Origin of the sequence: Allobosea sp. TND4EK4, assembly GCF_900156025.1 — a bacterium.
Classification (GTDB): Bacteria; Pseudomonadota; Alphaproteobacteria; order Rhizobiales; family Beijerinckiaceae; genus Allobosea.
This window is the reverse complement of sequence record NZ_FTMO01000009.1, coordinates 100,766-125,959: the sequence shown is the minus strand read 5'-3', so window position 1 is coordinate 125,959 and position 25,194 is coordinate 100,766. Positions and strand designations below refer to the sequence as shown.

The 25,194-nt window shown below is 66.9% G+C and carries 24 protein-coding genes and 2 pseudogenes; 17 read left to right on the top strand and 9 right to left on the bottom strand.

All coding sequences use genetic code 11. The annotated features are described in order from the left end of the window. Nucleotides 1–174: 174 nt before the first annotated feature. On the top strand, nt 175–1,122 hold the full coding sequence (locus BW981_RS15495; protein WP_076440772.1) for a TonB-dependent receptor: 948 nt from the start codon (nt 175–177) through the stop codon (nt 1,120–1,122). Nucleotides 1,123–1,203: 81 nt separating this feature from the next. Here BW981_RS15495 and BW981_RS15490 read toward each other — a convergent pair whose 3' ends face one another. Beyond that, nucleotides 1,204–2,025, bottom strand: a complete 822-nt coding sequence (locus BW981_RS15490; protein WP_076440771.1) for an AraC family transcriptional regulator — start codon at nt 2,023–2,025, stop codon at nt 1,204–1,206. A 140-nt stretch (nt 2,026–2,165) separates the two neighbouring features. On the opposite strand from BW981_RS15490, the gene BW981_RS15485 reads away from it, so the two are divergent. From BW981_RS15485 to BW981_RS23430, 3 genes are read left to right on the top strand one after another with little or no spacing between them, the layout of a single operon-like run. After that, entirely contained in the window at nt 2,166–2,609 is a 444-nt protein-coding gene (locus BW981_RS15485) for a hypothetical protein (RefSeq protein WP_244560343.1), read from the top strand. A 29-nt stretch (nt 2,610–2,638) separates the two neighbouring features. Then, nucleotides 2,639–3,043 (top strand): hypothetical protein, encoded by a 405-nt coding sequence (locus BW981_RS15480; protein WP_076440767.1) that lies wholly within the window; start codon nt 2,639–2,641, stop codon nt 3,041–3,043. Further along, nucleotides 3,040–3,207, top strand: coding sequence for a hypothetical protein (locus BW981_RS23430; RefSeq protein WP_244560344.1), 168 nt, complete (start codon nt 3,040–3,042; stop codon nt 3,205–3,207). The genes BW981_RS15480 and BW981_RS23430 overlap by 4 nt, the downstream gene beginning before the upstream one ends. Here BW981_RS23430 and BW981_RS22330 read toward each other — a convergent pair. The 8 genes and pseudogenes from BW981_RS22330 to BW981_RS15445 all read right to left on the bottom strand — a co-directional run. Next, nucleotides 3,155–3,360, bottom strand: a pseudogene (locus BW981_RS22330) (LysR family transcriptional regulator); the annotation flags it as partial. The gene BW981_RS23430 and the pseudogene BW981_RS22330 sit on opposite strands and share 53 nt — an antisense overlap. Nucleotides 3,361–3,678: 318 nt before the next feature. Continuing rightward, a pseudogene (locus tag BW981_RS22640) lies at nt 3,679–3,826 on the bottom strand (IS110 family transposase); the annotation flags it as partial. Between the two features lie 97 nt (nt 3,827–3,923). Next, nucleotides 3,924–5,090, bottom strand: a complete 1,167-nt coding sequence (locus BW981_RS15470; protein WP_076440763.1) for an acyl-CoA dehydrogenase family protein — start codon at nt 5,088–5,090, stop codon at nt 3,924–3,926. Between the two features lie 32 nt (nt 5,091–5,122). Further along, on the bottom strand, nt 5,123–6,154 hold the full coding sequence (locus BW981_RS15465) for an NADP-dependent oxidoreductase (protein WP_076440761.1): 1,032 nt from the start codon (nt 6,152–6,154) through the stop codon (nt 5,123–5,125). A 10-nt stretch (nt 6,155–6,164) separates the two neighbouring features. Further along, a complete protein-coding gene (locus BW981_RS15460) occupies nt 6,165–7,097 on the bottom strand; it encodes a 3,5-dioxohexanoate:acetyl-CoA acetone transferase (RefSeq protein WP_076440759.1) in 933 nt (310 codons plus the stop codon). A 27-nt stretch (nt 7,098–7,124) separates the two neighbouring features. Next, a complete protein-coding gene (locus BW981_RS15455) occupies nt 7,125–8,405 on the bottom strand; it encodes an acetyl-CoA hydrolase/transferase family protein (protein WP_139333786.1) in 1,281 nt (426 codons plus the stop codon). Next, the gene (locus BW981_RS15450; RefSeq protein WP_076440757.1) at nt 8,402–9,295 is read right to left on the bottom strand and encodes an HpcH/HpaI aldolase/citrate lyase family protein; all 894 of its coding nucleotides are present in this window, start codon (nt 9,293–9,295) and stop codon (nt 8,402–8,404) included. The genes BW981_RS15455 and BW981_RS15450 overlap by 4 nt, the downstream gene beginning before the upstream one ends. Next, nucleotides 9,292–9,750 (bottom strand): MaoC family dehydratase, encoded by a 459-nt coding sequence (locus tag BW981_RS15445; protein WP_076440755.1) that lies wholly within the window; start codon nt 9,748–9,750, stop codon nt 9,292–9,294. The genes BW981_RS15450 and BW981_RS15445 overlap by 4 nt, the downstream gene beginning before the upstream one ends. 110 nt (nt 9,751–9,860) lie before the next feature. Here BW981_RS15445 and BW981_RS15440 point away from each other — a divergent pair, with 110 nt between their 5' ends. The 13 genes from BW981_RS15440 (at nt 9,861) to BW981_RS15380 (ending at nt 25,194) form a co-directional block, all read left to right on the top strand. Further along, the gene (locus BW981_RS15440; RefSeq protein ID WP_076440753.1) at nt 9,861–11,252 is read left to right on the top strand and encodes a phosphotransferase family protein; all 1,392 of its coding nucleotides are present in this window, start codon (nt 9,861–9,863) and stop codon (nt 11,250–11,252) included. Further along, nucleotides 11,245–12,237 (top strand): DUF7065 domain-containing protein, encoded by a 993-nt coding sequence (locus BW981_RS15435; protein ID WP_083712394.1) that lies wholly within the window; start codon nt 11,245–11,247, stop codon nt 12,235–12,237. The genes BW981_RS15440 and BW981_RS15435 overlap by 8 nt, the downstream gene beginning before the upstream one ends. Further along, nucleotides 12,234–13,475 (top strand): CaiB/BaiF CoA transferase family protein, encoded by a 1,242-nt coding sequence (locus BW981_RS15430; RefSeq protein WP_076440802.1) that lies wholly within the window; start codon nt 12,234–12,236, stop codon nt 13,473–13,475. Before BW981_RS15435 ends, BW981_RS15430 begins: the two co-directional genes overlap by 4 nt. Before the next feature lies 1 nt (nt 13,476). Further along, complete coding sequence (locus BW981_RS15425) at nt 13,477–15,495, top strand: hydantoinase/oxoprolinase family protein (protein WP_076440751.1); 2,019 nt, start codon at nt 13,477–13,479, stop codon at nt 15,493–15,495. Nucleotides 15,496–15,505: 10 nt separating this feature from the next. Continuing rightward, complete coding sequence (locus BW981_RS15420) at nt 15,506–17,266, top strand: hydantoinase B/oxoprolinase family protein (RefSeq protein WP_210188673.1); 1,761 nt, start codon at nt 15,506–15,508, stop codon at nt 17,264–17,266. A gap of 39 nt (nt 17,267–17,305) precedes the next feature. Beyond that, entirely contained in the window at nt 17,306–18,532 is a 1,227-nt protein-coding gene (locus tag BW981_RS15415) for an ABC transporter substrate-binding protein (protein ID WP_076440747.1), read from the top strand. 57 nt (nt 18,533–18,589) lie between these two features. After that, nucleotides 18,590–19,480: a branched-chain amino acid ABC transporter permease gene (locus tag BW981_RS15410; protein WP_076440745.1), complete on the top strand. Its 891-nt coding sequence runs from the start codon at nt 18,590–18,592 to the stop codon at nt 19,478–19,480. Continuing rightward, the gene (locus BW981_RS15405; RefSeq protein ID WP_083712393.1) at nt 19,467–20,489 is read left to right on the top strand and encodes a branched-chain amino acid ABC transporter permease; all 1,023 of its coding nucleotides are present in this window, start codon (nt 19,467–19,469) and stop codon (nt 20,487–20,489) included. The genes BW981_RS15410 and BW981_RS15405 overlap by 14 nt, the downstream gene beginning before the upstream one ends. Further along, nucleotides 20,486–21,214: an ABC transporter ATP-binding protein gene (locus BW981_RS15400; protein ID WP_076440742.1), complete on the top strand. Its 729-nt coding sequence runs from the start codon at nt 20,486–20,488 to the stop codon at nt 21,212–21,214. The genes BW981_RS15405 and BW981_RS15400 overlap by 4 nt, the downstream gene beginning before the upstream one ends. Continuing rightward, nucleotides 21,211–21,927 (top strand): ABC transporter ATP-binding protein, encoded by a 717-nt coding sequence (locus BW981_RS15395; protein WP_076440740.1) that lies wholly within the window; start codon nt 21,211–21,213, stop codon nt 21,925–21,927. The genes BW981_RS15400 and BW981_RS15395 overlap by 4 nt, the downstream gene beginning before the upstream one ends. A gap of 54 nt (nt 21,928–21,981) precedes the next feature. Continuing rightward, on the top strand, nt 21,982–22,743 hold the full coding sequence (locus BW981_RS15390) for a FadR/GntR family transcriptional regulator (protein ID WP_076440738.1): 762 nt from the start codon (nt 21,982–21,984) through the stop codon (nt 22,741–22,743). Nucleotides 22,744–22,874: 131 nt separating this feature from the next. Further along, a complete protein-coding gene (locus BW981_RS15385) occupies nt 22,875–23,840 on the top strand; it encodes a Bug family tripartite tricarboxylate transporter substrate binding protein (protein ID WP_076440736.1) in 966 nt (321 codons plus the stop codon). A gap of 19 nt (nt 23,841–23,859) precedes the next feature. Continuing rightward, entirely contained in the window at nt 23,860–25,194 is a 1,335-nt protein-coding gene (locus BW981_RS15380) for an acyclic terpene utilization AtuA family protein (protein WP_076440734.1), read from the top strand.

Below are 25,194 nucleotides of genomic sequence, written 5' to 3'. Positions count from 1 at the left end.
CGCCGCACAAATCCATCTGGAAACCAGGGCCGCATAGGCCCTAAATCAACCCTAGGACTCTCCCCATAACCGGAGGAAAGTCGGGGCTCAGGTCACAGCGTCACGCGCACGGAAGGGCGCCGTGCCTGCCTCGGCATGCAATGTGCGCCTGCGCCTTACTTCGACACCCTTACGATGAACACCGATCTCAACAGCACCAATCTCGGCCTGTTCGGGGATATGTCCATCCCGTTCGCAGAGCGATGGGAGTTTTCGATCGGCGGCCGGCTGAACCACGACAACATCGAACTCAAGCGCGGGAATTCGCTCGGCGTTGCCGGCCTGACAGGCTCGGACTCGACCTCGCAGACTTATCCGACGGGGCGAATGGCGCTGTCCTACAAGTGGTCGGATCAGATCCGGACCTATGTCTCGCTGGCGCGCGGACACGCAACGCGTGTGTATCCCTTGTTCGGTTACCCGGCGAACGGCGTCGTGCCCGATCCATACCCGGCGGCGACCGGCTGGACGTACGAGGCCGGCATAAAGGCGAGCCTCTTCGACAACCGCCTCGATGTCGATGCCAGCGTCTTCCATATCGACATAAAGAATGGCGTCATGACGTACCTCGATCCCGCGCTGGGGACGTTCGGCACGACCTATCAGGATTACAAGACCAGTGGCTTCGAGCTTCAGGGCCGCATGCGCGTCACGGACGGGCTCACCCTGACCGGAGGTCTCGGCTACACTTACAGCGAGCTGGGATCCAATGGGGCCAACATCAACACGGTCGCGGGGAACGGCGTCCCCAACACGCCGAGATGGACCGTCACGACAGGGCTGCAATACGAGACCGCAGCCCGCGTCGTAAACCTGCCGGGCTCGTTGTCCTTCGGGGTAAAGTATCAATTCACCGGGAGCCGTCCCGCGGATGTCGACAATTCGTTCGATCTGAAGCCCTACCGCATTGTGGACGCCCGGATCGGGTGGAAGAACGATGCAAACGACCTGGAGATCTATGCTTTCGGGCGCAATCTCCTCAACCAGCGCGCCGAGACGGCCGGTGCGCTTTTTCTAGGCGTGCAAACCGTTGCGGCCGGACCAGGCCGCATCGCCGGGGTGGGGCTCACCAAGAGCTTTTGACGTTGGACGCGTCGCGTGGCGGGACGGCTGCTTTGCCAAGCCTCCCGCCCACGCGGCGGCCTCGGATGAAAGCCGGCGGCCCTATCGCTCGGCATGATCGTGAGATGCGGAGCGAAGTCGCTCAAGCAGATAGCGGCTCGGTGGCTTGCCGACCATTTTGCGAAACATGGTCACGAAACTGCTCGCGCTTTCATAGCCGAGGTCCATCGCCACGGCTTGGACGGTCTTTCCGGTGCTCAAATGCCGCAAAGCGAGAACGATATGCAGCTGCCGGCGCCATTGGCCGAAGCTCATGCCGACTTCCTCGGTGAGCATGCGGCTGAGGCTGCGCTCGCTGAGCGCAATGCGGGACGCCCACTCCGCGACGGTCGCATGATCCGCGGGCGCTGCAATCAACAGATCCGTGAGCTTCTTCAGACGCGGATCGCCGGGGACCGGGAGGCGGAGATCTTCCACGGGAGCCGCGGCCAGCTCATCGAAGATGACGGCAACGATACGGCCGTCCGGCCCGTCGACGTCATAGTATTCCGGAAATTCGTTGGCCCGCATCAACAGGTGGCGGAAAAAACTCGACACTGTAATCGTGCAGCAGTCCTTCGGCAGCTGGGGAGTTTGTGGAGGTTCGATGAAGAGGGAGATGCACTCCACCTCGCCCGATCCGAAAACGATATGAGGCAGCCCGGCGGGGATCCACACCGCGCATCGCGGCGGCACGATCCAGACAGCGTCTTCGACCTCGCAGTTGATGACGCCACGGACGGTGAAAAGCAGTTGCGCCTTGCGATGCCGGTGTCGCGGCGATTGCTCCAGGGCCTCGAGACTGGCGACTGTGTTCGCCGCCACGAGCGCGCGAGGAAGCTCGTCCACATAGGCAAGCCAATCGTTGCGGACATCCAGATACATGACGGCCTAGGCGCGTCCCAGCTCGGCCGTTTTAAAACATATGATGACCAGATTGCGCAATGACGCCATATCTTGGCGGGCCTATGACGGTCAAGCAAAAGGGCTTGTAGCGGCCGCCGATCGCATCCCCTCGATAGGCAATGCTCGACGGCCGAGCGCGTACATGCGGACAGGAGAGTGGCAACATGATTGAGAACAAGCCCGTGAGGCTGGCGTTCGCTTGGCTCGTGCCAGCGGTCGGTGCCGCGATCTTCGTCACGATCCAGTGCTTTTCCTACCTGAACGATTACGTCAGGAGCGGCGGAACGATGCAGGCCGTCACGTTCGGTCCCGTCGCGCTGTTGGGCGTATCGATCTTCTACGGCGCCTGGGTCGTCCCCTCGTTGCTGGCGCTTGCCGGAAGGCGCGCGACCGACTGGACCATGCTCGTCTGCGGCGGTCTTCTCGTCTTGATGAGCACGCTCGGCGGCGTCTCGGACGGGTTGCGCGACGGCAGCCATCTCGTTGCCTTGGAACTGCTGGCAGTCACGCTTCCAGGCACGGTCGCGCTGATCATGTCATGGCGGCATCTTCGCTCGAACTGAAACGATCCGCTTCGGCAAGGAGACGACAGATGCCTTTGGACAGCAAGAACTTCCCGCTCGTCTGGATGAGTTATGACCATGGTCCCGATCATGACCACAATGAAGACTTCGAGGCTTTGGAGGCCAATCTGAAGCGCGGCGCGCCCTTCGTGGTCTTGACCGATTCCGCTCCAAGCGAAGATCACGAGCACAGCCAGGAAGAAAAGAAACGCACCTCGCTGTGGATGAAGAAGCACAAAGCCGAACTTCGGACGCTCGTGCTGGCGATGATCGTGATCGAGCCGAGCCCCGCCAAGCGTCTGGCATTCAAGCCTTTCGGTGCGGCCTTTGCCAAATTCTGGGGCTATCCGATGAAACTGGCCTCGTCTCGTGACGAGGCTATGGAGATCGCCGGCAAACTGCTATCGGAGCGCGCGGGGTCTGTAACATCTTGAGCATCAGCTTCGGATTGGCGGCGAGCCGCCCATATCGCTGGACATCCGTGGGCAAATCCGGGCGGATTTCGATCGACCCGGAGCTGATGATCCGGATGCTGCTCGTCGGCTATCCGAAGGGATTTTACGGCAATCGTCGAAGCAGCGGTCGCCGGCTTCGGTGAGTTTCACGGACCGGAACGTGCGCACGAACAAACGCGCGCCGATGCCGTCTTCTAAAGCCGCGACTGAACGGGTTACGGCGGCGCTCTCACATGCAACTGACGCGCGCTTTCCGAAGAGCTTGCGGTCTCCGCCATGTTCACAAAGATGCGCATGGCCTGCTAGCGATCCAGCGGTTGGCCTCTGCTGCCGGTGTACTTGCGATGTTTCCAGCAGCCGATAACCGGTCTCAAGAAGGTTCCGCAAAAGTGGGCCCCCATGCGCTCAGGCCCTGATAGCCGAGCCCTATCTGAATGTCGCGATGAAGCGCCTGGCGAAGGTCTCGATCCTTCGAACGTGTCATGCACAGGCCGAGCGTCACTCGGAGCATCATTCGCTAGCATTCGTCCGCTTTTGGACAGAAGACCGATGTCTGGAATTGGCGCGGAGCGCTTGAGAGAAGCAAGCCGATGAGGCGTCGGGCCATGAAGGCCAGCCGCGACGGTTACGACCCGGGCGGGTTTGCGCGATCCGCGGGTCGACCGAGTTTGGTTGGGTCCGCGCTCGCCGAACCAGCGAGGTCATGCCCACGATGATCAGCCGTCTCAGATAGCGATCTCCCAACCGAGGAGACGAGCGACCTTCCGGCCTACGTAGGGTCGTGGCCGGTGGGTAAGCGAACCGGCAACTTGCGAGCATGCCAGCTCCTGCTCGGCCATTCGAAGCTGGAGAGCACGGCTTAGTACGATTTTGGCAGGCCCAGAACCCGCTCTGCGATGAAGGACAGGATCAGTTGCTCCGTTACGGGCGCGATCCGCGGCAGAATCGATTCCCGGAAGAGTCGCTCGACCTGATATTCGCGGGCATAGCCCATGCCGCCATGGGTCATGACCGACCTAGTCGCGGCATCGAAGGCCGCGCGGGCGCCCAGGAATTTGCCGGCATTGGCCTCCGCCCCGCAGGGCTGGCCGTTGTCGTAGAGCCATGCAGCCCGCATCAGCATCCAATATGCTGATTCCAGATAAGTCCAAGCTTCCGCCAGCGGATGCTGGATGCCTTGGTTTTTGCCGATCGGGCGGCCGAAAACGACGCGGTCCTTGGCGTATTGCGCTGCCCGGTTCAGCGCGTCGCGACCCAGTCCCACCGCCTCGATTCCGACCAGGATACGCTCCGGGTTGAGGCTGTCGAGGAGGTACTCGAAGCCCCTGCCCTCCTCGCCGATCCGGTCTTCGTCCGGGATGAACAGCCCGTCGATGAAGACCGCGTTCGAATCCACCGCATTGCGGCCCATCTTGCGGATGCGGCGCACCTCGCATTTGGTCCGATCGAGATCGGTATAGAACAGCGTCATGCCCTGCGTAGGCTTGCGGCTGTCCTCCTTGGCGGTGGTGCGGGTCAGCAGCAGGATCTTATCGGCGACCTGCCCCGTCGAGGTCCACATCTTGCGGCCATGGACGATGTATCCACCCTGCACCTTGGTCGCGAAGGTCTTGATGCTGGTGGTGTCCAGCCCGGCATCGGGCTCGGTCACGCCGAAACAGGCCTTCTGCTCGCCTTTCACGAGAGGCACGAGCCAGCGCTGCTTCTGCTCTTTCGAGCCATGGACGACGATGGAATGGGGCCCGAACAGGTTGATATGGATGGCGGAGGCCGCCGAGTAGCCACCGCCGCTGGACGTGGCGGCATGCATCATAATCGCGGCTTCGGTGACGCCGAGCCCCGCGCCGCCGACCTCCTCCGGCATGGTGATGCCGAGCCAGCCGTTCTGCGCCATCAACCGGTAATATTCATGCGGGAAGGTGCTCTCCTCCTCGCAGCGGGTCCAGTAATCGTCGTCGAATTCGGCGCAGATCTCGCGCACGCTCTGGTCGATCGCCTTCTGCTCTTCGCTGAGCTGGATATCCATGATGCTCTCCGGAATGGCGTTTGGGCCGTCGATCAGCCGATGAAGATCAGCTTCTTGCCGAGGTTCTCGCCGGCATAGAGCGAGGCGATGGCGCCGGGCGCGTGCTCGATGCCATCTGCCAGATCGGTGTCGAAGCCGAGCGTTCCGGCCTGATGCAGGCGGGCCATCTCGTCGGCGGCCTGGGCATAGCGCGCCATATGGTCGAAGATGACGAAGCCGCTCCAGACCAGCCGGCGCGTCAGGATCTCGCGCTCGTTGCGCGGGCCCGTCGGCAACGGATTCCACGAGCCGATCGAGGCCGTGCCGCACTGGACGATCCGGCCGCCTACCACCATGCGCCGCAGCACGGTGTCGAGGATCGGGCCGCCGGTGCTGTCGAAATAGACGTTTGCACCATCCGGAACCGCTGCGGCCAGCGCCTCGTCGAGGGCACCGGACTTGTAGTTGATCGCCGCCTCATAGCCGTAGCGCCCGGTGCAGAGACCGACCTTGCGGTCGTCCCCCGTCAACCCGACGCAGCGGCAGCCGAGGCTCCTGCCGATCTGCCCGACGAAGCTGCCGACAGACCCTGCGGCGGTGGAGACAACCAGCGTATCGCCCGCCTTCGGCCGGCCGAGTTCGGTCAAGGCGAGATAGGCGGTGATTCCGTTGATGCCGAGCAGGCTCCCGAAAGCGGTCAGCGGCAGGTTCTGCGTCGCGCGCAGGATGACCTGCTGCGGGGTGGCGACGGCATAGTCCTGCCAGCCGAACCAGCCATAGAGGAACTCGCCCTCGGCGAAATCCGGATGGCGGCTTTCGGTGACGACGCCGACCGCCAGCGCCCGCATCGGCCCGCCCAGCGGAACGGGCGCCGAATAATTGGCCTCCGACGAGGCCCAGCCGCGCTGCGCGGGGTCGACCGAGAGATAGATGTTGCGGACGAGGAACTTGCCCTCGGCGGGCCTCGGTACGTCGGAGGAGCCGAGCGTGAAGTCGCTCGCCTGCGGCACGCCGGCCGGGCGCGTCGTCAGCAGGACCTGCCGGTTCCGGCTCGGGGTCGAATAGGCGGGGATCTCGGTCGGCATCGGGCTCTCCCTAGAAGCCGACATTCGCTGCGCCCTTGGTGCCGAGCATGCGGCGGGCATCGTCGGGCGTGGCGATCTGGAGCGACAGCTCCTCGAGGATGCGGCGGATCTTGGCGACCTGGTCGGCATTGGACGGCGCGAGCTCGCCCTTGCCGAGGTAGAGGTTGTCCTCCAGCCCGACGCGGACATTCCCGCCGAGGATCGCGCCCATGGTGACGAAGGGCAGCTGATGGCGCCCGGCCGCCAGGATCGAGAGATAATAGTCGTTGCCGAACAGCCGGTCGGCCGTCGCCTTCATATGCATCAGGTTCTCGGGCTCGGGCCCGATGCCGCCGAGGATGCCGAAGATCGCCTGGACGAAGAAGGGCGGCTTCACCAGCCCGCGCTCGGCGAAATGCGCGAGGTTGTAGAGATGGCCGACGTCGTAGCACTCGAACTCGAAACGCGTGCCGAGCGCGCCCAGCTCGGTCATGCCGCGCTCGATCTGTGTGAAGGTGTTGGACAGGATGAAGTCCTTCGTCATCTCCAGATAGGGCTGCTCCCAGTCGTTCTTGAACGACTGGATGCGCCCGCTCGCGCCCGAGATGTTGAAGTTGAGCGAGCCCATATTCATCGAGGCGATCTCGGGCCTGGCCCATTTCGCCGCCGCCAGCCGCTCGTCCAGCGTCATGCCGAGGCCGCCGCCGGTGGTGATGTTGACGATGCCGTCGCAGCCTTGCCTGATCGCCGGCAGGAACTGCTTGAACACTTCCGGACTTTGGGTCGGCCGGCCGGTCTGCGGATCGCGCGCATGCAGATGCAGGATCGCCGCACCGGCCCTCGCGGCCCCTATGGCGGCGTCGGCGATCTGGTCCGGCGTCACGGGCAGATGCGGCGACATGCTGGGCGTGTGGATCGACCCGGTAATGGCGCAGCTGATGATGACCTTTTCGGCGCGTTTCATGTCCCTGTCCTTGTTGTCGTCGCGGCTTCAGAAGCGGGCCGCGATCTCCTTCCAGGCGTCCTGCAGCTCGGACTGGTGATCGGGCGCCGCAATGGCGACGAGGCGTTCGGCGCGCTCGATCACGGTCGCGCCGCGCAGGTCGGCAGCGCCATATTCGGTGACGACGACATCGACCGCATGGCGTGGGAGCGAGCAGATGCCGCCGAGCCGCGGCACGACGCGCGAGGCGCCGCTGCGCCCGGCCGTTGCCGGCAGTGCGACGATGCTGACGCCGTCCGGGCTGAGGCTCGCGGCATGGGCGAAATCGGCCGCGCCGCCGACACCGCTCATCATCCGGCCGTCCAACATTTCGAGATTGGCCTGCCCGAAGAGATCGACCTCGAACGCCGCGTTCACCGCGACCAGCCGCTCGAGGCCGGCGAGCACCGCGGGAGCATGGGTGAAGTCGCAGCCGCGAACCTGGAAATCGTCGCGCCCGGCCAGCCAGTCATAATAGCGCGCAGTGCCGACATGGACGCAGCTGACCGAGGGCCGGCGGGCGTCGAGGCTTCCGCTTTCGGCGAGAATGCGGGCGGCGTCCGACAGCATGCCGGAATGCAAGCGCAGCTCGCGCCGATCCGCCACAAGGCGCATCAGCGCATCGGGCGTCTTGCCGAGGCCGACCTGCAGCGTCGCTCCGTCCTCGACGAAGGCAGCGACATGGGCGGCGATCCGGGAGGCCTGCGCCGTGGGCGCGCCGACATCGTACTCGGACAGCGGCGCGTCCGTTTCGGCGATGGCATCGGCCATGGCGAGATCGAAGACCGCGGAGCCGGAAATCCGCGGCATGCGCGGGTTGATCACGGCGAAGACGCGCCGGCAGTTGCGCAGCACGACCGGCATGAACTCGACGGCGATCCCGAACGAACACAGGCCGCTCGCATCGGGCGGGGAGACGTGGACGATGCCGACGTCGAAGTCCTGCCGCGAGAGATAGGCGGCGAAGCCGCCATAGGACAGCGGCAGGTGTCGGAACCACCCTGCCCCTTGCGTACCGCGCGGCGAGGCCTGCGCGAAGCTGCTGGTATAGCGCGCTCCCACCGGCAGGCTGTCGACCGGAACGGCATTGATGCCCGGCACGAAGCTCGCGGTGATGTCGAGCGCCGGCGCCATGTTCGTGAACAGTGCTTCGGTGAGCGCAGGAACCTCGGCACCGGAGCCCGGTAGGAAGATGCGCTCGCCGCTCCTCATCAGCCGGGCGAGCCCCGCCGGATTCCCGACACGGTGCGCCACATGCGTCGAGATGGCGGGGGTGCCGACCGCTGTCATGCGGCCTCTCCGCTGCGCGCCGCGATGGCTGCCTTGCGCGCGAGTACCTGCTGGGCCTGCCGCAGATGCGGGATGTCGAGCATCTTGCCGTCGAGACCGACGACGCCGACGCCGGGATTTTCGCAGAAGGCGGCGACGACGCGCTGCGCATGCGCGATCTCGGCCTGCGACGGCGAAAACGCTTCGTTGATGCCGGCAACCTGATCGGGATGGATCGCGATGCGCCCGGTGAAGCCTTCGCGCGAGGCCTCGGCGCAATCGGCCCGCAAGCCCGCATCATCGCGAAAATCAGCGTAAAGCGTCTCGATCGCTGCGACGCCGCAGGCCTTGGCGGCGAGCAGGCATTGCGAGCGCACCATCCTGTAGGTGAAGGCCCATTGTCCACTCGTGTCGCGGTTGGTGCTGGCGCCGACGGCGGTGCTGAGATCCTCGGCACCCCAGGTCATGCCGTAGAGCCGCGGCAACTGTGTGTCGTGGTAGTGCGCCAGGCCGAACGGGGCGCGCGGCGTCTCGGTCGCGACCGGCAGGAGGCGGATTTCCCGGCTGTTGCCGTCGCGCTTTTCGAGCGCGTCTAGATAATGCCCGATCCGCAGCAGATCGCCGGGGCCGTCGACCTTGGGAACGACGATGCCGTCGGGCGCCGCCCGCACCACGGAGGCCAGATCGTCGAGGCCGCCATCCGCCAGCGGGTTCATCCGCACCCAGAGTTCCGCACCGCTGGTCCGAGGCGCCGCGAGATAGTCCCGCACCATGTCACGCGCGAGGGCCTTGCGGGAGGGGGCGACGGAATCCTCCAGATCGAGGATCAGCGCATCAGCGCCGGAGCCCGCGCCCTTGGCGAGCTTCTTCTCGCTGTCGCCCGGAACGAACAGGAAGGAGCGCAGGCTCATGCCGCGGGCCTCCGGCGCTGCAGGCCGGAGCGCTTGCAATGCGCGACGAGCTCGTTCCGCTGGTTGAAGGCGCGGTGCAGGAAGACGACGATCCCCGCTTCGGGTCGCGAGCGGCTCTCGCGCAGTTCCACCACCTCGGTTTCGACACGGATCGTGTCGCCGTGGAAGAGCGGCTTGGGAAAACGCACCTCGTCCCAGCCGAGATTGGCCACCGCCGTGCCCAGCGTGGTGTCGCCGACCGAGATGCCGACCATCAGGCCCAGCGTGAAGGCGCTGTTGACCAGCCGCTGGGCGAACTCGGTCTCGTTGCGGCAGTATTCCTCGTCGAGATGGAGATAGGCCGGGTTGTGCGTGATCGCGCTGAACCAGACATTGTCCGTCTCGGTAATCGTGCGCCGGATCTCGTGCCGGAACACCTGCCCCACGCTGAGGTCGTCGAAATAGAGGCCTGCCATCGGCTCGGTCCGCCCTTTAATCATCGCTCTTTTTTTTGGTCTAATAATTTAGTTGCGCGACATTGTCGAGCCTCTTATCGTGCCGGCAACGACCAAGAGGAAACGTCAGGGTGGACAGAGAGCCGGATCAGCGGCCCGTCGCATCGCATCGAGACCCGTCCGGCAGCCCGGCGACGCCCGAGGAGCTGCAGGCCTGGATCGAGATGACGACCGGCGGATCGATCACACGCTGGGAGCAGATCAGCGGGGGCAATCGCTGCCGCTCCTGGGCCGTCGACGTCTCATCGACATCGGGGGCGGAAACCGAACTCTATCTGCGCTACCAGCCGCCGCGCCCGCCCTCGGCCGAGCCCTACACCGTCTGGCGGGAGGCGCAGTTCTACCGCGCGCTCGCCGGCAGCGCGGTGCCCGCCCCCAGGCTCATCGCCGTCCATCCCGAAAGCCAGGCGATCCTGACCGAGCGCGCTCCCGGCCGGGCCGACTATCGCCGCCTCGCCGACGAACAGGTCCGCACCACGATCGCGCAGGAATTCGTCGGGGCTCTGGCGACACTGCACAGGACGCCGCTGCCCGGCATCGACGCCTCGACGACGATCGGGGACTGCATTCGCGCCGAGCTTCAGATCTGGCGCGCCATGTATGAGGAAACCCGTCGCCGCGATCCGCTGATCGCCTTCGCGCTGGGCTGGCTCGACGCTCATGTGCCACAAACGACAGCCCGGCCCGTCTTCGTCCATGGCGATGCCGGCCCCGGCAATTTCCTCTTCGACGACGGACATCTCACCGCCCTGCTCGATTGGGAACTCGCCCATCCCGGCGACCCGATGGAAGACCTCGCCTGGTTCTCGATGCGCTGCGTCATGGAGCCGGTGCCGGATTTTGCCGCGCGCCTGCTGGAATACGGCGAAGCGGCGGGCGCAGCGGTCGACCTCGCGCGGATCCGCTACCACCGCGTCTTCGTCTCGACGCGGGTGGTGATCATCCGCCACCGCAACGTAACCGGGCTGCCGGGCAACTCGATCGTCTCGCGCGCGCTCAACCGGCGCCTGCTCGTCTCGGCCCTGGCGGAGGCCACCGCGACCCCCCTCTCGCCGCAGCGAAGCCTCGAAGCGCCCGAGACCGAACGCAGCCACCTGTTCGACTACGTCCTCCATGAGCTGCGCCATGACATCGCCGAAACGAGCGGCGATCCCGCCATCGTGGCGGCCGCCAAGAACACCGCCAAGGTGGTGAAGTATCTGCGCGAATGCGATCGCTTCGGTCACGCCGTCGAGGACGCTGAGCGCGCAGCCCTCACCGACGTTCTCGGCTCGCCCCCCGCCGATATCGCAGCCGGCATGGCGACGCTGGCGGACCGGCTCGAAGCCGGGGACATATCGTTCGAAACCGCGCTCCGCTTCTTCGCCGGAAGCGTCGCGCGCGACGCCGCCTTGGCGGCCTCCGCGTCCGGCGGCCTCGCCACGCGTGACTTCCCGCCTTTGACAGAGAAGACCCATGTCTGAGTTCGCCATGCCCGAGACCGCCCCGCTCGCCACCGGAACGGACACGCCCTTCACGGCGAAGGACGACAGCTTCCATTTCGACCAGATGAGCGATCGCTGGTGGGAGACCGAAACCGCCTGGTTCGCCTTCTGTGCGCCCGAGCGCAAACTCGGTGGCTGGCTCTACAGCATGGCGCGGCCCAATATCGGCACCATCGCGGGCGGCTGCTGGATCTGGGACAACACGGCCTCCGTGCCGTGGGAGGTGCCCTACTCCGCCAACTACACGGCGCTGCGGCTGCCGCGCGACCAGGACCTGACCGACATCGCGTTGCCGACCGGAGTCAGCATCAAGGCGCTGGAACCGCTGACGCGCTACAAGCTCGGCTTCGCGGATGAAGACCGCCTCACGGTCGATCTGACCTTCGACGCGGTGATGCCGGCCCGCCCGCTGCGCAAGGGCGATTCCTCCTTCAAGAACCTCAACCATTTCGACCAGTTCGGGCATGTCACCGGCAGCCTCGTCCTGCACGGCGAAACCATTCCGATCGACTGCTACGCCATCCGCGACCGCAGCTGGGGCCCCCGCCCCGAGCATCGCCCCGGCAAGAGCGCCTATGTGACCGGCATCGCCTCCCCCGACGACGCATTCCTCGCCGTAACCAAGTGGAACGACGAGGCCGACCCGATCGCCTACGGCTTCATGATCAAGGACGGGAGGATCGGCGATCTCGTCTCCGGCCGCCGCATCGTCGAGCGCGATCCCGACAAGGGCTGGGTCACCCGCATCACCATCGAGGCTAAGGACGAGTTCGGCCGCGATCTCCACGCTGTCGGAGAGCGCCTGAGCGGCATCATCATCAACCGCCACAGCTTCATCGACAGCAACGGGCTGATCGAATGGACGATTAACGGCAAACGCGGCCATGGCGAGGACCAGGACATGTGGCCGGTCCACCGCTGGTCGGCCTTCCGCCGCGACGCCCGGAAAGGCCGCGCGTCGTGAATCCGCTCGACCAGCCCCCCGATCCGGCGCGCCAGCCGCTCGACGGCATCGTCGTCGTCGATCTCAGCCAGATCTACAACGGCCCCTACGCGACCTTCCTGATGGCGGCGGCCGGCGCGACCGTGATCAAGGTCGAGCCGCCCGGCGGCGAGCCGCTGCGCCGGCGCGGCGTCGTCGGCGGGGCGGCCCTGCCCTTCGCCATGCTGAACGGCTGCAAGCAATGCATCGTGCTCGACCTCAAGAGCGCCGAGGGCAAGGCGACCCTGCGCGATCTAATCAGGGACGCCGACGTGCTGGTCGAGAACTTCGCGCCGGGCACGATGGACCGGCTCGAACTCGGTGCCGACATCCTGCAGGGGCTGAATCCTCGGCTGATCTATGCCTCCAGCTCGGGCTTCGGCAGCGACGGCCCCTACCGGAGCTATCCGGCGATGGACCTCACCGTCCAGGCGATGGCGGGCGTGATGAGCACGACGGGCTATCCAGACCGGCCGCCAGTGAAGGCCGGCCCGGCGCTCTGTGACTTCTTCGCGGGGGTCCATCTCTACGGCGCGATCGCGACCGCGCTCTTCGAGCGCGAGCGGACGGGCGTGGCGCGGCGGCTCGAGGTCGCGATGCAGGATGCGGTCTATCCCGCGCTCAGCTCCAGCCTCGGCATGCATTGGGGCCAGCGCGATGCCAAGAGCCCGCCGCCGCCCCGCACCGGCAACCGCCATGGCGGGCTCGCGGAGTCCCCCTACAACGTCTATCCGACGAGCGACGGCTGGATCGCGATCATCTGCGTCGGCGACATCCATTGGCGCTCCCTCGTCAACACCATGGAGCGGCCCGAGCTCGCCGAGGATCCGCGCTTCTCCGGCCTCAAGCAACGCGTCGCGCTGATGGACGAGGTCGACGCCCTGGTCTCCGATTGGACGAGCCACCGCACCAAGGAAGAGGCCTTCCAGGCACTGATGGCCAACAAGGTGCCCTGCGCACCTGTGCGTGATCTGGAAGAGGTCGTGAACGACCCCAACATGCATGCGCGCGGTTCGCTGCAATGGCAGGACCATCCGGAGCTGGGCCGCATCGTCGTTCAGCATTCGCCTTTGCGCTATGCCGGCGTGCCGCGCCTCACGCTGGAGCCCAGCCACGCGCTCGGCGCCGACACCGCCATCGTCCTGCGCGAGCGGCTGGGCCGGAATCAGCACGATTCTTCCGCCGCAGCGCCCCGCGCGGCGGCCAAGATCGGAGACTGAGATGGGCGGCATTGTCGGAATCGACGTCGGCGGCACCTTCACCGACCTGTTCTATTCGGCCGACGGGCTGGGCGTGGACGCCGTGCTCAAGGTCCCCTCGACCCCGGACGATCCAAGCCGTGGGCTCATCGACGCGCTGAAGGCGGCGAATGTCGCGCCGGCGTCGCTCGACGTCATCCTGCACGGCACGACCATCGCGACCAACGCGGTGATCGAACGCCGCGGCGCACGCTGCGCGCTGATCACCACCGCCGGCTTCCGCGACATCCTCGAACTCGGCCGCCGCGACCGGCAGCGCATGTACGGCCTCACCGGCTTGCAGCAGCCGCTGATCCCGCGCGCCATGCGCTGGGAGGTGGAGGAGCGGCTCGATCATCGCGGCGCGGTGCTGACACCGCTCGACCAAGCCGCTCTCGCCCGGCTCGCCGAGGCGCTGGCGCAGGAAGAGATCGACGCCGTCATCGTCTCCTTCCTCCACGCCTATGCCAACCCCGCCCATGAGCAGCGTGCACGCGACATCCTGAAGGCAGCCAATCCGAACTGGGAGGTTGTGATCTCCAGCGACGTGGTGCGCGAATATTACGAATTCGAGCGCACCAGCACGGCGACCGTGCAGGCCTATCTGCAGCCGCTCGTCTCGCGCTACGCCCGCAATCTCACCGGCAAGCTGCAAGAGCTCGGATTCAGGCGCCAGACGCTGGTCATGCAGTCGAATGGCGGGCTGATCCCGCTCGGGCAGCTTCACGAGCGCGCCGCCAACATCGTCCGCTCCGGCCCCGCCGCCGGCGTGATGGCGGCGGCCAAGCTCGCGGCCGAGGCCGGCTTCACCCATGTCATCACCGGCGACATGGGCGGCACCAGCTACGACGTCGCCGTGGTGGTCAACGGCGCCCCGCGCATCGCCGAGACCACCGAGCTCGATTTCCGCATCCCCCTGCGCCTGCCGATGATCGACGTGCACACGATCGGCGCCGGCGGTGGCTCGATCGCCTATGTCGACCGCGGCGGCATCCTGCAGGTCGGGCCGCGCAGCGCCGGCGCGGTGCCGGGCCCGGTCTGCTTCGGCCGCGGCGGCACCGAGCCGACAGTCACCGACGCCAACGCCGTGCTGGGCCGGATCAATGCGGACCAGCCGATCGGCATGAAGCATCTCGCCCGCCTCGACATTGAGGAAGCGCGCGCCGCGATGCAGGCGCTGGGCGAGCCTCTCGGCCTCGGGATCGAGCAGACGGCTGAAGCAATCCTCACCATCGTCAACCACGTCATGGCGCGGCGAACCCGGCTCCTCAGCGTCGAGCAGGGGCATGATCCGCGCGCCTTCGCGCTCGTCGCTTTCGGTGGTGCCGGGCCTCTGCACGGGGCGGCGATCATGCGCGAGGTCGGCATCCGCACCATGCTGCTGCCGCCTCATCCCGGCGTCCTCTGCGCGCTCGGCTGCGCCGTCGCCGATCTGCGCTACGACCTGTCGCAGACGGTCGAAAAGCCCCTCTCCGACATCGCGCCCGGCGTCGTGCGCGACGTGCTGACCGGGCAGCGCCGGGACGGCGAAGCCAGGCTGTCCGCCAGCCGCACGCCGCTGGACAGCGTCGTGGTCGGCCATGCCGCCGAAATGTCCTATCTCGGGCAGATCCACACGCTGCGAGCGGTCGTCGACCCCTCCTGGGACCATGCCCGGATGATCGAGGCCTTCGAGGAGGTATACCGCCGCGAATACGGCAACACGCTTGGCGACATCCCCGTCGTGATCGTCAGCCTGAAGACCTCGGTCCAAGGCGTGCGCGCCAAGCCGGAAATCCGCCCGAGCCCGCTCCAGCCGCGCCCCGCGCCGTCGAAGGCCAGCCGTGAGGTCTATTTCGGCGGCTGGATGACCACGCCGATCTACGACCGCACCGAGCTCGCACCCGGCATGACCTTCGACGGGCCCGCGATCATCGAGCAGGCCGACACGACCAGCGTCGTCGAGCCGGGCATGCACGGGCGGGTCGACGCCTACGGCAACATCCTGATCGAGGTGGCCTGAGATGGATCCGGTGACGCTCGCCGTCGTTCGCGGCGCCCTCGAACAGATCGCCGACGAGATGGACCTCCATCTCATCCGCGCCGCGCTCTCCCCGATCATCTCCGAGACGAACGACTGCGCACACGGGCTCTACGACCCGGTGACGGGCGAGACGATCGCGCAGGGCGGCTACGGCCTGCCGATGTTCCTGGCGAACATGCAGTTCACCGTGCAGCGCCTGATCCCGATCGCAGAACAAGCCGGCGGCTTCCGGCCCGGCGACATCTGGATCACCAACGATCCCTATCTCAGCGGCACGCATCTCAACGACGTCATTCTCGTCGCGCCGCATTTCGTCGACGGCAAGCTTTTCGCGCTCTTCGCCAATACCGGCCACTGGATGGATATGGGCGGCAGCGTTCCGGGCGGCTGGGCGCCCACGGCGCGCGAGATCCATCAGGAAGGGATGATCATCCCGCCGCTGCGCCTCTACGAGGAAGGCCGGCGCAACGATGCGGTGGTGGCGATGATCACCGCCAATGTCCGGTTGCCGCAGCAGCTGCTCGGCGATCTCGCGGCGATGACCAACGTCTTCGCGCTCGGCCGGCGCGGGCTCGACGACCTCGTCGCGCGCTACGGCGTCGCCACGCTGAAGGACTGCATCGACGAGATGATGCGCCGGTCCGAGGCGGAGATGCGCTCCTATATCGCCGAAATCCCGGACGGCACCTACGCCATCACCGATTATTTCGACAATGACGGCGTGGTCGACGAGCCCCTCGCCGTCACGCTGGTGATCACGGTCGAAGGCTCGGACCTCGTCTTCGATTTCACCGGCACATCCGGCGCAGCGACGGGACCGATGAATATCTCGGACGCGACGACGCGCTCGCTGTGCTTCGTGGCGCTGAAGCACATCTTCCCGGAGGTCCCGGTGAATGGCGGCGCCTTCCGGCCGACGCGCTTCGTCATCCCGCGCCGATGCATCCTGGCGGCCGAGTATCCCTCCGCCGTCGGCGGAACCACCGACGTCACCCAGCGCATCGTCGATGTCGTCTTCGGCGCGCTGGCGCAGGCTATTCCGGACCAGACGCCGGCCGCCCCCTTCGGCACCACCGGTGTGGCGACCGTCTCCGGCCGGCATCCCGACACCGGCAAGTACTTCGTCGCCGTCTATCCCTATCCCGGCGGTTATGGCGCAAGCCGGGACTCGGACGGGCTGATCAACGGCACGCCGCCGGGCTCGATGGCCAAGTTCATGTCGGTCGAGATGTCGGAGCATCGCTACCCTGTCCGCTTCGGGCATTACGCGATCCGCGAAGGCTCGGGCGGCGCCGGCCGGCACCGCGGCGGCTGCGGCTCCGACTACGCCATCGAGACCCTGACCGACACGGTGATCTCGATCCTCGGCGACCGCGTCGATCATGCGCCCTTCGGCGTCCAGGGCGGTGGCCCGGCGGCCACCAACAGCGTCGTCCTCACGACCGGCGGCAGGAGCTGGGTCCCGCCGATGCGCAGCAAGGCCGAGAAGATCCCCTTCGCGGCCGGCGACAGCTTCCATCTCGGCTCGCCCGGCGGCGGCGGCTTCGGCGACCCGCTCGAGCGCGACCTCGCCGCGGTCGAGACCGACCTCAACGCCGGGTTGATCGACAAGGCGGCGGCCGAGGCCGTCTACGGCGTCGCGATCGCGACGACACGCAGCATCGACGGCCGGCCCGTCTTCACCCTCGACCCGGAGCGAAGCCGGGCGAGACGAAGCGGCATGAGGCCGGACCGGCGCCGGGCCGGCTGAACGACAGAACAGATAAAAACAATCACGAGGGAGGATGAGATGAAGCTGACGAGACGGCAATTCGGAGGCGTAGTCGCCGGTGCGGCGATGATGGCTGGGACGCGCGGCTCCTTCGCCCAGGGTGGCCCGATCAAGATCGGTGCGATCAACCCCTATTCCGGCGCGATGGCGCAGTATGGCGACGAGGTCACGCGCTGCTACGAGCTGGCGGCCGACTGGGTCAACGGCCAGGGAGGCGTGCTCGGCCGCCAGATCCAGATCGTGCGCGGCAACGCGACCTCGGCGCAGGAGGGCATCGCCGCCATCGAACAGCTCGTCGGGCGCGACAAGGTCGATATTCTCGCCGGCACCTACGTCACCGCGATCTCGAACGCGGCCAGCGAAAGCGCGCTGAACTACGGCAAGCTCTATTGGGAGACGAACGCTCTGGCGCGCGACCTCACAGATCGCGGCCTGCCCAATTTCGTTCGCTCCGGCCCGAGCAGCAACGAATTCGCCTCCCGCGCCGTCGAAGGCGCGCTGAAGATCGTCGCGGCCAAGCTCGGCAAGCAGCCCAAGGACCTCAAGGCCTGGGTCGAGCACGAGGATTCCGCCTATGGCACCTCGATCGCCACCGAGCAGCAGCGCCTGCTCAAGGAGGCCGGGGTCGGCTTCGGCGTCGGCTCGCACAGCGCGCGGGCCATCGACGTGACCGACTCGATCCTGCGCGCCAAGAACGCGGCTCCCGACATCTGGATCAGCACGGCCTATGTCGTGGACACCAATCTCCTGCTCCGCGCCGCGCGCGACCAGGGCTTCAAGCCCGCCGCGATGATGCTGTGCGGCGTCGGCGACACCAAGGAAACGCTGGAGGCGCTCGGCAAGGAGTATCTCGAAGGCATCTTCGTGGTCTCCTATCCGAGGCCCGACGTCAGCGAGAAATACGGGCCCGGTGCCGGCGCCTTCCTGAAGCTCTACCGCGACAAGCTCGGCCGCGACCCGATCGCCCCGCAGGGCATGAACGCCTTCGTCGGGATGAAGATGCTGTTCGAGGCGGTGAAGGCCGCGGGCGGCGTCGACTACGAGAAGGTCGTCAAGGCGGCCGCCGCGATGGACAAGCCGCTCGGCACCTACGAGACCGGCTACGGGGCCAAGTTCGACGCCAAGATGCAGAACACTCGCGCGCTCCCGGTCGTCGCGCAGTGGCAAGGCGGGCTTGTCAAGGCGGTCTTCCCGACCGAGGCGGCGGCCGAAGGCGTCGCCGTCGTCAACCTGCCGCGCGCCTGACGCGATAGCGAGGGGCCGCAAGCCGGCCCCTTCTCGCCCCTATGCCCGGAGAAGCCCGTGGCCGAATTCCTGAACATCCTCGCGATCGGGCTGCTGCTCGGCGGCATCTATGCGCTGGTCAGCGTCGGCCTGAACCTGATCTTCGGCGTGATCCGCGTCGTGAACTTCGCCCAGGGCGAGTTCGTGATGCTGGGCATGTACGGCGCCTTTGCCGCGCAGACGGCGCTGCGTCTCGACCCTTATCTCGCGCCCGTCCTCGTAGTGCCCGCACTTTTCCTGCTGGGCTGCGCCGTCTATTGGGTGCTGCTCCGGCCTCTCCAGGGCGAGCCGATGATGCAGGTCTTCGCCACCTTCGGGCTGCTGATGGTGCTGGAGAACAGCGTGCTCGCCGTGACGCGCGGCGTCAGCTTCAGTGTCGGCTCCGTGCTTTCCGACACGACGATCGCGATCGGACCCGTGCAGATGCCGCTCGCGCGCATCATCGTGCTGGCGGCGGCGACGGTGGTGGCCGCCGGCCTCGGCTGGTGGCTGCGCGCGACCATGCCCGGCAAGGCGATCCGCGCCGTGGCGCAGGACCGCAAGGCCGCCAGGCTGATGGGGATCCCGGTCGAGCGGATGTACATGGTGACTTTCGGCGTCGGCGCGGCCCTGGCGGGGCTCGCCGGCTGCCTGCTTTCGCCGCTCTATTCCATGTCCCCCCAGATCGGCATGAACTTCATCATGCCGGCCTTCGCCGTCGTGGTGCTCGGCGGCCTTGGGAGCGTGCGCGGCGCCTATGTCGGCGGCTTCATCGTCGGCCTCACCGAGGCGCTTGCGGGGTTTTATCTCGATCCCGCGCTGAAGCACGCCGTACTATTCATGGTCTTCATCGCCGTCCTGATCATCCGCCCCTCCGGCCTGTTCGGGGTCGCGGGCGCCGAAGAGGTGGGTCTTCGTGAGCAATCCTGACACCCGCTCCGCCGCGCCTGCCCGGACGGGCGTCCGGACGCTCCGGCACGAGCTGCCGGTGACGCTCGGCGTGATCGCCGCGGCCGGCGCCCTGATCGCCGTCTTCTCCGGCGACAGCTTCACCCTGAACATCCTCGCCACCGCCTTCCTCTTCGCCGGGCTCGCCACGGCGTGGAACATCATCGGTGGGCTGGGCGGCCAGTTCTCGCTCGGCCACAGCGTGTTCTTCGCGATCGGCGCCTTTACGGTCGCGAACATCTACCTCAAGCTTCAGATCTCGCCCTGGCTCGCCATCGTCCCGGCGGCGGTGTTCTCGGCGCTGCTCGGGGCCCTGATCTCCTGGCCCGTCTTCCGGCTGCGCGGGCCGTTCTTCGCCATCGCGACCATGGCGATGACGGAGGTCCTGCTCTCGCTTTCACTGTATTTCGACACCTTCACCGGCGGCTCGCGCGGCATCTCGATCCCGTTCCGGCTCGGTGTCCAGAACATGATCTTCCGGGACCGGATGTCCTATGCGCTGCTGATGCTCGGCTTCCTCGCCATCTGCCTTCTGGTGATGGCGGCCGTGACGCGCAGCCGCCTCGGCTACGCCCTCCAGGCGGTGCGCGACAACGAGGACGCGGCGCTCGCCGCCGGCATCGACGTGCTACGAACCAAGCTGACCGGCATGGCGATCAGCGCCGCGCTGACCGGCGTCGGCGGCGTGCTCTATATGATGTATGTCCGCGTCGCCGACCCGCCGACATTGTTCTCGCTTTTCGACATCGGCGTGAAGATCGCGCTCATCGCCCTGATCGGCGGGATCGGCACCGTCTACGGCCCGTTGCTCGGCGCCCTGCTGATCGTGCCACTGGAAAACTACCTGCGCGCCGAGCTCGGCGGTTCGGTCCCCGGCGCCAATCTCATCGTACTCGGCGTCGTCCTGATGCTGACGGCGCTGTTCCTGCGCCACGGCGTCATGGGCGCATTGCGGGCGGGCGCACTCAGGCTGTTTGGAGCGCGAGCATGACGCCGGCGCCCTTCCTCGGCATCGAGAACGTCTCGCGCCATTTCGGCGGCCTGCGCGCCGTCGACGAGGTCAGCTTCACGGTTTCGCGCGGCGAGATCGTCAGCATCATCGGCCCGAACGGCGCCGGCAAGACGACCCTGTTCAACCTGCTGACAGGCCAGCTTCAGCCCTCCAGCGGCACCGTGCGCTTCGAAGGCCGCGACATCGGCTCCCTGCGGCCGAACGAGCGGGCACGGCTCGGCTTCGGCCGCACCTTCCAGATCTCGCAGACGCTGACCTCGATGAGCGTGCTCGAGAATGGCATGGTCGGCGCCTTCATGCATGAGCGCTCGCTGCCGGGCGCCGCGGCGCGGGCCGCCGAGGCGCTGGAGATGGTGGGGCTTTCGAAGCGTGCCGGCGATCGTGCGGGCTCGCTCACGCTGGGCGAGCGGCGCCGGCTCGAGGTCGCCCGCGCACTGGCGATGAAGCCACAGATCGTGCTGCTCGACGAGGTGATGGCCGGGCTGAACCAGACCGAGGTCCGCGAGATCATCGACATGGTCCATGCCCTCAACGCAGCCGGCGTCGCCTTCCTCGTCATCGAGCACAATCTCAAGGTCGTCCGCGCCTTCTCGCGACGCGTGGTCGTGATCAATCGCGGCCGCCTGCTCAAGCAGGGAACGGCGGACGAGGTACTGGGCGATCCGCAGGTGATCGAGGCCTATGTCGGAAAGACGCGCTCATGAGCGATGAACTCGTCGTCGAAGGCCTCTGCGCCGGATACAACGATCTCGGCGTCCTGCACAACGTGGCCTTCTCGGTGCCGCATGGCTCGGTCGCCGCCATCGTCGGCGCGAACGGGGCGGGCAAGAGCACGCTGCTGTCGACGATCGCTGGGCTGATCCCCTCGTCGGCCGGCCGCATCGCGTTCAAGGGCCGCGACATCACCCGCGAGAACGCCGACGCCCTGCCTGGGCTGGGCCTGGCTCTGGTGCCCGAGGGCGGGCGCCTGTTCCCGTTCATGACCGTGGAGGAGAACCTCCAGCTCGGCGCCTATTCCCCCCATGCGCGCAGCGGCATGGCCGCGCGCATTCGCGAGGTGACGGCGGCCTTTCCCGTCCTGACGGAGCGTCGCGACCAGCTCGCCGGCAAGCTCTCGGGCGGCGAGCGCCAGATGTGCGCGATCGCACGGGCGCTGATGTGCCGGCCCTCGCTACTCCTGCTCGACGAGCCCTCGGTCGGCCTCTCGCCGCTGATGGCCGAGAAGGTGCTGGAGATCGTCGCGGGCCTGGCGCGCGACGAGGGGCTCAGCGTCCTGATCGTCGAGCAGCGCGTAACCGAAGTGCTGGAGATCGCCGACGAGGCCCATATCCTGGACCATGGCTGCATCGTCCGGTCGGGGCGCGCCCAGCAATTCCTCGCCGACAGAAGCATTCAGGAAGCCTATATGGGATTATGATACCAAGGGTGGACCATTGACCACGCCTCGTGCCGACGGCCGAAGGAAAGCTGCATGACCGTGAAGTTGTCCGCCCTGATCTCGCCGGTGGTGGTTCCCAAGGCGGCCGATGTCCTGGCGAACCGCCTCCGGGACCTCATCGTCAAAGGGCAGATCACGCCCGGCAGCTTTCTGCCCACGGAGCGGGACCTCGTCACCGAATCGGGCCTCAGCCGGACCTCCGTGCGCGACGCGCTGCGCGTGCTGGAATCCGAGGGGCTGATCACCACCAAGGTCGGCCGCACCGGCGGATCGATGGTCACCCTGCCGGGCCGCGCTTCGGTCGCCCGCTCGGTCGAGCTGTTCGTGCGGACGCACGGCATCCGCCTCGAATCACTGCTGGAGTGCCGCGTCGCGGTGGAGCCGACGCTGGCCCGGCTCGCCGCCAAGCGCCGCACCGACGACCAGCTCGCGGAGATGGAGGAGCTGCACGAGCAGTTCGTCGGCTCCGTCGACGACGTCGCGCGCTACAAGAACATCAACCTCGACTGGCACCTGGCCATCGCCCGCGCCAGCGGCAACGAGCCCCTGATGGCGCTGATGGAAGCGATCTCGACGCCGATCCGCGACGCGATGGACTATCAGCACGTCACCACGCCGGAGCTGCGCGTCATCGCCGTCAAGGCGCATACGGTCATCCTCAAGGCCATTCGCGAGCAGGACCAGGACGCCGCCTTCCAGCGCATGGACCGGCACGTCGCCGGCTATCGCGATATCGCGACCGGCGCAGCCCCGATGCCCTCCGCCGCAAAGAAGGTGGAAGCCGGGACCTCATGATCGATTTTTGAAATAATTGGACCATTTAGCTTGCCTGCCGTCCGGCAGGCGCATAATCTCGCCCCCGGATGCGGCCCTCAAGGTCGCCGCACGCATAAGCGCCCAGAATGCGCGTTCGCGGGAGGATCGAGATGAGATTTCTGACAGCATTGACGCTCGGTGCGGCAATCGCCCTTTGCGCGGCTGCGCCGGCCGGCGCCCAGAGCTATCCCAGCCGCAACGTGACCATCGTCGTGCCCTTCGCGGCCGGCAGCGGCAGCGACACCGCCGCCCGCGTCCTCGGGCAGCATCTGGCGGCGCGGCTGAAGCAGAACTTCATCATCGAGAACCGCGCAGGCGCCACCGGCGCCATCGCCACTGCAGCCGTCGCCAAGGCCGCGCCCGATGGCTACACACTGTTGCTCGGCACCAACTCCACGCATGGCTCGAACAGCGCGCTCTACAAGAAGCTCGCCTATGATCCGATCAAGGATTTCGCGCCGATCGCCCATACCGGCGTTTTCTCCTACTTCCTGGTGCTGGATCCCAAGCTGCCGATCAAATCCGTCGGGGACCTGATCGCCGCCGCCAAGGCGAAGCCCGGCGAGATCAGCTATGCCGGAGGCAGCTCGACCAGCATCGTCATGGCCGAGAGCTTCGCGAAAGGTGCCGGCATCCAGCTTCTCAAGGTGCCCTATCGCAGCAATCCGCCAGCCCTGACGGACGTGATCGGCGGCCGCATCAACATGATGTTCTGCGACATGTCGTCGGCCATCGGCTCGGTGAATTCCGGCAGCCTGCGCGCCATCGCCGTGACGACCAAGAACCGCAGCACGCTGGCGCCCGACCTGCCGACCATCGCGGAGACCGCCGTCAAGGATTTCGACCTCGCCTCGTGGACCGGCCTGTTCGCGCCCGCAGGAACGCCGAACGAGATCGTCGAACGGCTGAACACCGAGGTGAACGCCATTCTGGCCCTGCCGGACGTGAAGGAGCGCTTCGCCCCGCTTGGTATCGAGGCGCAGCCCGTCTCGGCCGCCGAATTCACTCGCTACGTCCAGGGCGAGGTCGTGAAATGGACGGCACTGGTCAAGGAAGCCGGCATCGAGCCGGAGTGACACGCAACCGAGGCCGGCGATGAGAACCATCAGGATCGGGGCCGGATCGGGCTTCGGCGGCGATCGGGTCGAGCCCGCGATCGAGCTCGCCGACCGGGGCGGCCTCGACTACCTTGTCTTCGAGTGCCTGGCCGAGCGCACCATCGCGCTCGCCCAGCAGGCAAGGCTGCAGGACCCCGACGCCGGCTACGATCGCCTGCTCGAAGAGCGCATGGATCGGGTGCTGCCGCCCTGCCGCAGGAACGGCATCCGGATCGTCAGCAATATGGGCGCGGCAAACCCCGCCGCCGCGGCTCGCGCGGTCGCCAGCGTCGCGCGTCGGCTCGGCCTTGCGGGCTTGAAGATCGCCTATGTTCTCGGCGACGACGTGCTTAGTCCGGTTCGGGCCGCGAACTGGCCGCTTACGGACGGGCCGAGCTCCACGGCCGATCTCGGCGCGCGCATCGTCTCCGCCAATGCCTATCTCGGCGTCGAGCCGATCGTATCGGCGCTCAGACAAGGCGCCGACATCGTCATCACCGGGCGCGTCGGCGATCCCGCCTTGTTCGCCGCGCCGCTGGTCCATGAGTTCGGCTGGGCGCTGGACGATTGGGTTAGGCTCGGCCGCGGCGCCATGATCGGCCATCTGCTGGAATGCGCCGGTCAACTGACGGGCGGCTACTTCGCGGATCCCAGCCGCAAGGACGTGCCGGGACTGGCGCGCCTCGGCTTCCCCTTCGCCGATGTCGATGAGGACGGCACGGCCCTGTTCGGCAAGGTCGACGGCTCTGGCGGCGAACTCAGCATCCGCACCTGCAAGGAACAGCTGCTCTACGAGGTTCACGACCCGGCTCGCTACATCCAGCCCGATGTCGTCGCGGACTTCACCAGCGCGCGTTTCACGCAGGCCGGCCTCGACAAGGTCCGGCTCGAGGGCGGCGGCGGCTCGCCTCGGACCGACAGTCTCAAGGTCACGATCGGCTATCGCGACGGCTTTATCGGCGAGGGGCAGATCTCCTATGCCGGCACCGGCGCGGAGCGGCGGGCGCGTCTGGCGCTCGAGGTGGTGCGCGAACGGCTCGATCTGATCGGGGTCGCCATCTCCGAGCTGAGGCTCGACGTGATTGGCGTCGACGCGCTCTATGCCGGCCCGCGCGGTCCGCATGAGCCGATGGATGTCCGCGCGCGGATCACGGGCCGGACCGCATCGCTTCAGGACGCGCAGCGCATCGGCCGCGAGATCGAGGCCGCCTGGATCAATGGCCCGGCCGGCGGCGGCGGCGCGACATGGTCGGCGCGCGAGGTTATCGCCGCAGCCTCCATGCTGCTGCCGCGCGACCTCGTCGAGCCGACCATCCATTGGCTGGAGTCGTGA

Coding starts and splice junctions, on each gene's coding strand:
- BW981_RS15495 (WP_076440772.1), top strand. CDS start 175: ATGAACACCGATCTCAACAGCACCAATCTCGGCCTGTTCGGGGATATG.
- BW981_RS15490 (WP_076440771.1), bottom strand. CDS start 2,025: ATGTATCTGGATGTCCGCAACGATTGGCTTGCCTATGTGGACGAGCTT.
- BW981_RS15485 (WP_244560343.1), top strand. CDS start 2,166: ATGCTCGACGGCCGAGCGCGTACATGCGGACAGGAGAGTGGCAACATG.
- BW981_RS15480 (WP_076440767.1), top strand. CDS start 2,639: ATGCCTTTGGACAGCAAGAACTTCCCGCTCGTCTGGATGAGTTATGAC.
- BW981_RS15470 (WP_076440763.1), bottom strand. CDS start 5,090: ATGGATATCCAGCTCAGCGAAGAGCAGAAGGCGATCGACCAGAGCGTG.
- BW981_RS15465 (WP_076440761.1), bottom strand. CDS start 6,154: ATGCCGACCGAGATCCCCGCCTATTCGACCCCGAGCCGGAACCGGCAG.
- BW981_RS15460 (WP_076440759.1), bottom strand. CDS start 7,097: ATGAAACGCGCCGAAAAGGTCATCATCAGCTGCGCCATTACCGGGTCG.
- BW981_RS15455 (WP_139333786.1), bottom strand. CDS start 8,405: ATGACAGCGGTCGGCACCCCCGCCATCTCGACGCATGTGGCGCACCGT.
- BW981_RS15450 (WP_076440757.1), bottom strand. CDS start 9,295: ATGAGCCTGCGCTCCTTCCTGTTCGTTCCGGGCGACAGCGAGAAGAAG.
- BW981_RS15445 (WP_076440755.1), bottom strand. CDS start 9,750: ATGGCAGGCCTCTATTTCGACGACCTCAGCGTGGGGCAGGTGTTCCGG.
- BW981_RS15435 (WP_083712394.1), top strand. CDS start 11,245: ATGTCTGAGTTCGCCATGCCCGAGACCGCCCCGCTCGCCACCGGAACG.
- BW981_RS15425 (WP_076440751.1), top strand. CDS start 13,477: ATGGGCGGCATTGTCGGAATCGACGTCGGCGGCACCTTCACCGACCTG.
- BW981_RS15415 (WP_076440747.1), top strand. CDS start 17,306: ATGAAGCTGACGAGACGGCAATTCGGAGGCGTAGTCGCCGGTGCGGCG.
- BW981_RS15400 (WP_076440742.1), top strand. CDS start 20,486: ATGACGCCGGCGCCCTTCCTCGGCATCGAGAACGTCTCGCGCCATTTC.
- BW981_RS15395 (WP_076440740.1), top strand. CDS start 21,211: ATGAGCGATGAACTCGTCGTCGAAGGCCTCTGCGCCGGATACAACGAT.
- BW981_RS15390 (WP_076440738.1), top strand. CDS start 21,982: ATGACCGTGAAGTTGTCCGCCCTGATCTCGCCGGTGGTGGTTCCCAAG.
- BW981_RS15385 (WP_076440736.1), top strand. CDS start 22,875: ATGAGATTTCTGACAGCATTGACGCTCGGTGCGGCAATCGCCCTTTGC.
- BW981_RS15380 (WP_076440734.1), top strand. CDS start 23,860: ATGAGAACCATCAGGATCGGGGCCGGATCGGGCTTCGGCGGCGATCGG.